The sequence below is a fragment of the Paenibacillus sp. KS1 genome, from assembly GCF_001680695.1.
Classification (GTDB): Bacteria; Bacillota; Bacilli; order Paenibacillales; family Paenibacillaceae; genus Paenibacillus_B; species Paenibacillus_B suaedae.
This window is the reverse complement of the sequence record NZ_MAIS01000138.1, coordinates 1-9,343: the sequence shown is the minus strand read 5'-3', so window position 1 is coordinate 9,343 and position 9,343 is coordinate 1. Positions and strand designations below refer to the sequence as shown.

The window sequence follows — 9,343 nt, the reverse complement described above, 5'->3', positions numbered from 1 at the left end:
TAGTTCTAGTTCTAGTTCTAGTTCTAGTTCCAGCAGATGTTAGTCAGACTCATGGGCAGACATCTATCTTTTTGCACCAATTTGCACCGCATGAACAATACAAAAAAAGAGGCCGTGTTCATACACGACCTCCTAATTATCACGATCTATTTATATACGTACGATATCGCACTCATTTTATCATGGCAGTATGTCAGGAACTGCAAGCTTCTGCAAGCGTTCAGGCCATGCTGCTCGCACATGCTGTCGGCATGCCGTTCTCTGAAGCAGTCTCAGCTAAGATTGCAACGGACTGTTCGCCCGCCATTCGCCCGCTGTGAATACAGTCTGGCATTCCAACCCCTTCATAGGGTTGACCCGCAAGAAATACACCTGGCAATTGAGTTCCAACTGACGCGCGCAGCTTCTGAATCGCCTGCACATGTCCTACCGGATATTGCGGCATCGAGTGCTTCAGTCTCGTAACCTCTACGAACTCCGGCTCGGATGTAATTCCCATAAGGTCTCGCAATTCATTGCGAACCGTGCGCTTCAGCGCTTCATCCGGCCAGTCGACACGCTCCTCATCTCCCGCTCGCCCAATGTAGCAGCGAACGATAAGCTTATCCCCTCTTGAAGTATGGGGCCACTTGATCGATGTCCACGTGCAAGCCGTTATGGCTCGCTTCTCTTTGCGTGAGATGAGGAAGCCAGTTCCATCCATCGGCTTGTTCACCACACTGCGTTCGAATACACTGACAACATTGGCAACCGATACATGTTCAATCGCCCGTAGTGCAGATGTATCCACATGTCCCTCTAAGAAGGTCGAAGCATGGTACGATGGTGTTGTGACCACGATTGAGGACGTCTCTATCTGGCTCCCATCATGGAGATGGATGCGATAGCGGCCATCTTCCATCTTCTCGAATCGGTCAGCACTCACGCCCAATTGAACATTCACCTTCAATTCTCGCAGCACATCCTCCAAGCGCTCAACAAGTGAGGTTAGTCCGCTGCGGAACGTTAAGAAGGTGGAGCCTCTTGCCACATCCGGCAATCCAGGGAGATTCTGTCCAGCCTTCCGGCTTGCCATCATTCCCTTGATAAGACTACCATACTTCCGTTCTACTTCAGCAAATTGCGGGAACGTCTGCTGCAAGCTCAACTTGCTCATATCACCTGCATAAATACCGGCAAGCAGCGGCTCTGCAATGTGCTCCATCACTTCATGACCTAATCGCCGCTCCAAGAATGAGCCTAGCGACTCATCCTCAGTCGACATACGCGGCTTCTTGAACAAATCCATCAACGCTCGCAGTTTGCCTATGACAGAAATAAGGCCTGTCTTCGCGAATGGAGTAAGCTCAGTAGGAATTCCAAGAATAAGGCCTGGCGGCATGCGATGCATAACCCCCCGCCTTACAATGTATGTCTTCTTGGCATGTGGATTCGTAGCTACAAGCTCCGTCTCCAGTCCGAGATCGCGTGCTAAATCGATCATCGGCATCTTACGGGCGAGAAAGGAATCCGGTCCCTTCTCGATAACACATCCATCCTTGCGCAAGGTCTCGATCTTGCCTCCAAGTCGTGTTGCTTGCTCAATGATAGTTATATTCAGAGTTCGTCCGTTCTCTTCCGCCTTCTTTGCCGCGTAGTAGGCAGCGGACAACCCCGTTATTCCCCCGCCGATGATGACCAGATCCCGCGAACAGTTCATGTTACGCCCCTTCTTTCTCTAGCTCCCTATTGATCCAATTTCATAATCGTGTCGGCCAATACCGACATGAATTGTGGATCGTCGTTCAACATGCGAATGCGCTTGAAGCCAAGCTGCAAGTTCTGTGCATTCTGAATCGCTTCAATGTCCAAATCATACAGGACTTCCAAATGATCGGATACGAATCCGATCGGTGCAGACAGCACCCACTTGGTTCCCTCGTCCGCAACAGTGGACAGCGTGTCTAATATATCAGGGCCAAGCCATGGTGTTGCAGTCTGGCCTGCACTTTGCCATGTAAAGCGCCATTGGCTATCCTTCAAGCCACACTGCTTGGCTATAGCTGCAGCTGTTGCATTCAATTCATCTGGATACGGATCGTTCATCTCCAGTATTCGTGCCGGTAAGCTATGGGCGCTGAACAGCACCTCAACCGCTTCACGATCCGCTCCTTCCTGTACGAATGCATCCAGCTGCTCATTCACTCGCTTCACAAGTGCATCAATAAGTTCCGGATGCAGATGATAGCTATTCACACATTTCATCCGGATACCGTGCTTTTCCGCCTCTTCCTGAGCACGTTTATTGTAGCCGCCGACACTCATCACGGAGTAATGCGGAGCCAGAACAATACTTACGGCCTCCGTAATACCGTCGTGCGCCATTGCCGCTACGCCGTCTTCTATATAAGGCTGAACATGCTTCAACCCTTGATAGCACATATACTGTACATTTGTATCTTTCGTGAGTCGATCCAAGGCAAGCTGCAAGCCAGCGACTTGGCGGTCCGTATGCTCACGAAGTGGAAATACACCGCCTACAATTGCTTCATAGCGCTCTTGCAGTTCAGTTAGCTGCTCGGCAGAAGGCGGATTTCCCCTCCGGATGTGCGTGTAATAGGGTTCGATTTCTTCCATGCTGCGTGGTGTCCCGTAAGACATGACGAGGACCCCTACTCTTCTCTTACTCATGCGCCACCTCCATCGTGATTTACTGCCAAGTTCTATTTACGAGAAGCAATGGCTTCAGCCGAGTACGAGTGAACAAATTCCGTTAATTGCTTCAGCTTGTCTAACGATGCCTCTGGGAATAGTCCGTGTCCAAGGTTGAATATATAACCTGGCTCCTTCACGCCTTCGTCTATAATATGAGCCGCTTCACGTTGAATAATGTCCATCGGACCGGTCAGCAGATAAGGATCAAGATTGCCTTGCACCGCATATTTGCCAGCCAAGCGCTTGCGACCTTCTGCAATCGACACACGCCAATCCAATCCGATCACATCAGCCTTCAGCTCATGCAAATACGGCAGCAGCTCACCTGAGCTAACGCCTGGGAAGTAGATGCTTGGCACACCCAAATCAGATAATTCAGAATATATCCGTTCCATAACAGGGAGGACATATCTCACGTAATCACGTGGCGACAAGGAACCCACCCAGCTGTCAAATAACTGGAATGCCTTGCCCCCATTCGCAATCTGTGCACGAATATAGCGAATAACCATATCGCCCAGCTTGTCCATAAGAGCGAACCATACTTCCGGCGCTTCATACATCATCGTCTTCGTCCGAATATAGGACTTCGATGGCCGTCCCTCAATGAGATAGCTCGCAATCGTGAACGGTGCTCCCGTAAATGTAATCAACGGTACGTTCAGCTCCGCGTCCAGTATCCGAATTGTCTCGAGAATATGCCCAAGATCTCCTTCTGGATCAACTGGCTTCAAGCGCTCAACATCCTTAGCAGTGCGGATCGGATTATGAATAACTGGACCAATCTGCGCTACAATATCGAAATCAATCCCCATCGATGCGACTGGATTCATGATGTCTGAGTAGAGGATAGCGGCATCGACACCAAGCTTCTTCACTGGCATCATCGTCACTTCCGCAGCCAAGTCAGGCTGGCGGCATATTTCAAGTAAGCTGTACTTCTCCTTAATCTTGCGATACTCCGGATCATAGCGACCCGCCTGGCGCATATACCATACTGGCAAGCGATCTACTGATTGTTTGCGGCATGCGCGGATAAAACGATCATTATAAGTCATAGATACCCTCCGAACGAACGGTATTGTGCAAATTGTTACAACCTGACGCTTCCATTATGCCCGTTTTCCAGAACGACCACAACCAGACCATCTCTCGAAGCTATGACAATCTGTTGACAATCGACGTCCAGAAATGAACAGACCTTGACATTTTATCATACATGCCCCTCCTTTGCCGATATTCCACCACTTCTCTGCATTCATTCTGCGTATTCAAATTTGAACATGGACACATTCGAGACAACCTTACCTTCATAAAATTTATAATGTTGCACATCATATGCTCATGGATTAGGGACACATAGGAGGGACAGCACTTATGGACTTGCTTCAGCAGTTGAATGACGCGTTTCATGAATGCGATGACTTAACCATGCGTTCTTATGCTGACGGAGAAGTAACGCTATATTACTTTGACCACCTACTTGATGGATGGAAATACAGTTGCTAAACATTTGGAGAATTCGCCGTACTCATTTTTCCCGCAATGGTACGATACAGAACGGCCTGATGCAATTGCTAGTTGTCTATCGCTTGGCAAAATCGCGCTAATTACTGATAACAGCCCTTCCGTGCTGGCGGCTCCTGCACGTTTCTTGGAATTTTTCGCATCAACAGGGGACGCATATGAGAGATGGCATTTCAGCGTTTTTATTCGCTTTCTGCGTTTAGCTGCCTTCATGCTTTCTATTATGTTTAGTGCTTTTTATGTGGCTGTTACAACCTATCACTATCAATTCATTCCGGCTACGTTGCTGAAGACCATTGTTAGTTCACGCTCGTCTGTTCCCTTTGACCCGATGATTGAGGCGCTGCTGATGGAATTTGTCATCGAGCTGCTTCGAGAGGCAGGAGTTCGGCTGCCGACGAAGATTGGACAGACTATCGGTATCGTAGGCGGTCTCGTTATTGGACAAGCCGTTGTTCAAGCTGGACTAGCCGGGAATGTACTTATCGTCTCTGTTGCGGCCGGTGCGTTGTCCTCCTTCATCGTGCCGAATTATACCATGGAGACCTCACTGCGCCTGCTGCGCTTTGTTGCGATTCTGTTAGCCGGCTTTCTTGGCTACTTCGGGCTGATGGTGTTCTTCATCGTCTTCATTGCGCACCTATGCCATCTGCGCAGTATCAATCGGGAGTATATCTGCTTAAATGGAGTGCCCTTCTATATGTTCTTGACCCGATCCCTAATGCCGCAATCTGTGGCGCACCCAGTAACTGATGTTGTGGCGGGTGACGGAAGTAAACATGAGATGAGATCGGAGGCGCAGCCTTGTCACCAACATGCAAAGCCTGGGGAGTAGGTATTCTCATCTATATGGAATGCCATTCGACATCTCGTCTATGATTCGAAGTTCCCGCTCACTTCTAACCTGCTCATGGTACGGGGCAAGGCGAACTCTATCCTCCAAGCACCGAAGGAAGAGCTGAACCTGCCACTATATCAATTGCTGATGAAGCTTCACAAAAACAAAAATTTAACCTTGTCCTCGCTCTTCAACTTTATCCGAGATGATCTGGATGACGGAATTGAGCCTATCTGTTCGATTGCGAGGTTCGATAATAATAATGTATCTATTCATGGAATGGCATTATTCCGTAATGGAAATTGGGTCGCAACCATACCTGAGGAGGATGTCAACTTCATGCTCACTATGCGTCATAACCGGATGACTGCCCCACTGTATATCGCTGAGAAGCATCTTAACACCACCCAGCCGCTCATTATTGAGAACGCTCAAGTCAGAAGGGAAATGCGAGTCCTTCGAACAGATCCCCATCCGGAGGTGGAAATCGTGCTTAGTATCAAAGGAGCCACCACCTCTTCATTGAACGAGCTCGGCAACAATAAAGTCGGCACTTCAACAAACATTGCCAAAGAGCTTCAGCGCAAGTATGAGCAAGTCATTCACTTTCTGCAGGAGAATCGGACAGATTGCCTCGGAGTAGGCATGCATGTGCGCAATAAAATCGGGTACCCCGCTTATAAAGGGGAAGAATGGCCGGAGCGATTTGCGAAATCCAACATACGGTGCACAGTGAGTTTCACGAAAATTAACGAGGTGTAAGATTGATCGGCACGACACCTTTCAATATGACAACATTGTTATAGTACAATATGGTATACTGATACCAGTTGCTGGCACATCGGACGGACCGTGACCTAAGAAAGTGGTGAACAGGATATATGCAGCAATGGAAACTAAATCTCATCATTTTATGGTTCGGTTCATTTCTTGCCATGGCGGGAATGACCATGGTAACACCGTTTCTCGCTTTATATTTGCAGCATGATATCGGGCTAACCGATACCCATCAAATCGCACTCTGGTCGGGTTTTATATTTGCTGCGAACTTCTTCACTTCATTCATCTTCCAGCCAATCTGGGGGAAATTTGCCGACAAGTACGGTCGTAAAGTAATGCTGCTCCGCTCTGGATTCGGAATGGCGGCAGTAACCGCGTTAATGGGGCTAGCGCAGACACCTTGGCACCTCCTGCTGCTGCGCATGCTGAACGGAACCATTTCCGGGTTCAACCCTGCCGCCGTTGCCCTCGTATCGTCAACGACACCGAAGGAACGAATGGGCTTCGCGATGGGTGTGCTTCAATCCGGCGTCGTTGCCGGATCTATCTTGGGTCCACTGATTGGCGGCGTTCTAGCCGATTGGGTCGGATATCGCCCTATCTTCTACATTACAGGCACCTTGCTCTTCCTCGCGACCTTGCTGACGATGTTCATGGTGAAGGAATCATTCGACCGCGAGAAGGCAAACGACGCAGCCGAAAAGTCTGTACTCGAGGGCTTCAAGGAATTGGCTCGCATCCCGCAATTGAAGTCGTTATTGGCTGTAACCTTCCTACTTCAATTTGCAATGCTCAGCCCCATGTCGCTGCTTCCGCTCTATGTACAAGAGCTGCATGGGTCACAGAAAGATCTTGCGCTGCTCGCGGGCATTGTCAGTGCGGTTACCGGGCTATCCAATATGATATGCTCGCCGATACTCGGGAAGCTTAGTGATAGGATCGGGTCGCATCGCATCTTGACCGTCTGTCTTATTGGTGCAGCCTGCTCCTTAATCCCTCAGGCATTCGTCAATCAAGTATGGCAGCTTGCTGCCGTACGATTCGTGCTTGGCATATTTATGGGAGGTCTTCTCCCTTCCGTCAACTCGCTTATTCGCAAATATACGCCAGACGGAATGGAAAGCCGAGCTTACAGCTTCAACAGCAGCACACTGGCACTAGGCAATATGGTTGGGCCAATCGTCGGAGGACTGGTCTCCGGCGTGATCGGGATAGAGGGGATCTTTATTATGTCGGGAGCGTTATTGCTTATCAATACTGTGTGGACTCGCTTCTCGTTGTACGGCAGTACACGTGCACAAGTCCGTCCGTAGTGTTAGCGAAGCACGTGTTCCATTTGAATAGTAGTTCATAAGCAGCTCAAGAATAGGTCACAGCAGCATGCCAGTTACCTCAATAGGCTTCAGACATAACGAGAATATCGCCAACAAGACCCAGGGATGCCCTGGGTCTTGTTCTATATTAGACTCGCCACCGAGCTTCGCTCTACGAAATCAAAACGCATAATATGCTGCTCTGGCATCGCTTCTGGCTGCATTATGCGGGTATAGCAAGCCTTGAACATGGCAGCACCAGCCTCTTCGTTGCGATAATCAATCGAAGTTACGCCGATTACTGCCGCCATAGGGAAGTTCTCACAGCTTATCAGGGACAGATGTTCCGGTACATAGATGTCCCGCTTCCGTCCCTCCAATATAATCCCAGCCGCAACTTCATCGCCAGAAGCAATAATAGCGGTCGGACGATTATCCATGGCAATCCACCTCTGAAGCACCTCAGCTCCATGCTGTATGTTACTGCTTCGATAGAACATCCAATCCTCATGGGGAGTTACACCAATCTCCCGCAGGGCATCCATATAGGCCTGCAAGCGGATTGAACTATTGTAGCTATACTCCCTACAGACTGATATCCCGATATGTCGATGACCTTTATCGATTAGATAGCGCATGGCATAGCTGTAGCTTCCATAGTAATCGAAGCTGATCGAGGTGATCGGGCGATTGCCAGCATGCTCTAACGACACAATCGGCCCATTGTGTGCGTAATCCTCAATCGTATCCCATGATAAATCCTTCGATACAATAATCAGTCCGTCAATTTGTCTACGCTTCAACATATGAAGCGCGCGCAGCTCTTCTTCCTCGTTATAATCCGTTTGAAAAAATACGAGGTTATATTTATGTTTCAGCGCTTCATCTGCCAATCCCGTCATGAAACTGGAGAAGAAAGGCATATCCATGCACGGAAGGAGGATGCCAATCATCTGTGTTCTCCCTTTGACTAGATGAACCGCATTGAAATTTTGACTGTAATCAAGCTGCTCGACCACCTGCATGACGGCCTCACGCTTCTCCTGACTCACATAGGGATGATTGTTCAATACACGGGATACCGTGGTGACGGATACCCCCGATAGCTCCGCAATCTGCTTAATATTCGCCATATACGTAATCCCCCTCATTCATCCATCGCACTCTTTATTATAACGCATGGTAACCGTTGTCTGAAAAAAAGTAAAAAAAGCTTGCTATGAAATGCATTTCATCTGTTACGTTATAGCTGTAGCCGTTATCTGCTGGCGTAACCGATGCATGAGATGAAGCACGTACAGCATTGCTTCATCTCATGCAAGAGGGCGTTACGGCAGAACGGCTCGCAGCCGAGCAGCATGAAGAAGGAGAGATAAATGATGACAAGAAGCATCGTATTTTTTGACATAGACGGAACATTATTGAATGAACAGAAGCGGATCGATCCTTCTACGAAGCAGGCTATCACGCAGCTCCAGCAGTCCGGCATATATACAGCGATTGCAACCGGACGCTGTCCAGCATCCTTCAAGTGGGTATGTGAGGAGCTCAATATCCATTCCTTCGTGTCCATGAACGGACAGTATGTCGTCTTTGAAGGACAAGTTATCCATGATAATCCGATTCCAGCTGCTGAAGTTGACCGCTTAACTACAATGGCTGACGAGCGCAACCATCCTCTCGTCTACTTGCAGGCAGATGCCATGCAGAAGTCCATGATGCAGAATACATTTATCGAGGCACTGAAGCAGTTCCAAATTGAGCGACTGCCAGTTCGGCAGGTCAGTGATTCGAATAAGCCCGTTTATCAAATCTTACTATTCTGCAATGAGCAGGATGGAATGGAATACGCCGCACACTTCCCTGATTATCAGCAGCATCGCTGGGGCACCAACGCAGTAGACTTTCTACATGCCGATACAACAAAAGCTGTTGGGCTGCAAAAGATGATCGAGCATGCCGGATTTTCTCGGGAGCATTGCTATGCTTTTGGCGACGGCACGAACGATATTGAAATGCTACAATTCGTTGGCACTGGTGTGGCGATGGGGAACGCATCCGATGATATTCAGATGCATGCTAATTATGTGACATCCTCAAATAATGAAGACGGAATTCGAAATGGTCTGCAAGCAATTGGTCTCATTTAGCACATAAATAAACACCCCTCCGGCATGCATGCCGGAGGGGT

Annotated in this window: 8 protein-coding genes; 4 read left to right on the top strand and 4 right to left on the bottom strand. The window is 48.7% G+C overall.

Features of this window, described 5'->3' with window-relative positions; translation table 11 throughout:
• Positions 1 to 220: 220 nt before the first annotated feature.
• Genes hemG through hemE form a run of 3 tightly spaced genes read right to left on the bottom strand, consistent with a single transcriptional unit; the run spans position 221 to position 3,752 of the window.
• On the bottom strand, positions 221 to 1,699 hold the full coding sequence (gene hemG, locus BBG47_RS26345; RefSeq protein ID WP_065294214.1) for a protoporphyrinogen oxidase: 1,479 nt from the start codon (positions 1,697 to 1,699) through the stop codon (positions 221 to 223).
• Positions 1,700 to 1,725: 26 nt separating this feature from the next.
• A complete protein-coding gene (gene hemH, locus BBG47_RS26340; protein ID WP_065294213.1) occupies positions 1,726 to 2,670 on the bottom strand; it encodes a ferrochelatase in 945 nt (314 codons plus the stop codon).
• Between the two features lie 32 nt (positions 2,671 to 2,702).
• Positions 2,703 to 3,752 carry a uroporphyrinogen decarboxylase gene (gene hemE / locus BBG47_RS26335; protein ID WP_065294212.1) on the bottom strand — a complete coding sequence of 350 codons (1,050 nt, stop codon included), beginning with the start codon at positions 3,750 to 3,752 and terminating at the stop codon, positions 2,703 to 2,705.
• Positions 3,753 to 4,165: 413 nt separating this feature from the next.
• Here hemE and BBG47_RS26330 point away from each other — a divergent pair, with 413 nt between their 5' ends.
• The 3 genes from BBG47_RS26330 to BBG47_RS26320 all read left to right on the top strand — a co-directional run bounded on the left by BBG47_RS26330 (position 4,166) and on the right by BBG47_RS26320 (position 7,152).
• On the top strand, positions 4,166 to 5,056 hold the full coding sequence (locus BBG47_RS26330; RefSeq protein WP_175400647.1) for a spore germination protein: 891 nt from the start codon (positions 4,166 to 4,168) through the stop codon (positions 5,054 to 5,056).
• 75 nt (positions 5,057 to 5,131) lie between these two features.
• The gene (locus tag BBG47_RS26325) at positions 5,132 to 5,821 is read left to right on the top strand and encodes a Ger(x)C family spore germination C-terminal domain-containing protein (RefSeq protein WP_065294210.1); all 690 of its coding nucleotides are present in this window, start codon (positions 5,132 to 5,134) and stop codon (positions 5,819 to 5,821) included.
• A 119-nt stretch (positions 5,822 to 5,940) separates the two neighbouring features.
• Positions 5,941 to 7,152, top strand: a complete 1,212-nt coding sequence (locus BBG47_RS26320) for an MFS transporter (protein WP_065294209.1) — start codon at positions 5,941 to 5,943, stop codon at positions 7,150 to 7,152.
• Between the two features lie 143 nt (positions 7,153 to 7,295).
• Here the strand turns inward: BBG47_RS26320 and BBG47_RS26315 are convergent, their stop codons facing one another.
• Positions 7,296 to 8,285: a LacI family DNA-binding transcriptional regulator gene (locus tag BBG47_RS26315; RefSeq protein WP_065294208.1), complete on the bottom strand. Its 990-nt coding sequence runs from the start codon at positions 8,283 to 8,285 to the stop codon at positions 7,296 to 7,298.
• Between the two features lie 243 nt (positions 8,286 to 8,528).
• On the opposite strand from BBG47_RS26315, the gene BBG47_RS26310 reads away from it, so the two are divergent.
• A complete protein-coding gene (locus BBG47_RS26310) occupies positions 8,529 to 9,302 on the top strand; it encodes a Cof-type HAD-IIB family hydrolase (RefSeq protein ID WP_083189624.1) in 774 nt (257 codons plus the stop codon).
• The last annotated feature ends 41 nt before the right edge of the window (positions 9,303 to 9,343 follow it).

What these genes read in the sequence shown, in the direction of transcription:
- BBG47_RS26310 (WP_083189624.1), top strand. Translation starts at nt 8,529, where the DNA reads ATGATGACAAGAAGCATCGTATTTTTTGACATAGACGGAACATTATTG.
- hemH (WP_065294213.1), bottom strand. Translation starts at nt 2,670, where the DNA reads ATGAGTAAGAGAAGAGTAGGGGTCCTCGTCATGTCTTACGGGACACCA.
- BBG47_RS26325 (WP_065294210.1), top strand. Translation starts at nt 5,132, where the DNA reads ATGGTACGGGGCAAGGCGAACTCTATCCTCCAAGCACCGAAGGAAGAG.
- BBG47_RS26320 (WP_065294209.1), top strand. Translation starts at nt 5,941, where the DNA reads ATGCAGCAATGGAAACTAAATCTCATCATTTTATGGTTCGGTTCATTT.
- hemG (WP_065294214.1), bottom strand. Translation starts at nt 1,699, where the DNA reads ATGAACTGTTCGCGGGATCTGGTCATCATCGGCGGGGGAATAACGGGG.
- hemE (WP_065294212.1), bottom strand. Translation starts at nt 3,752, where the DNA reads ATGACTTATAATGATCGTTTTATCCGCGCATGCCGCAAACAATCAGTA.
- BBG47_RS26315 (WP_065294208.1), bottom strand. Translation starts at nt 8,285, where the DNA reads ATGGCGAATATTAAGCAGATTGCGGAGCTATCGGGGGTATCCGTCACC.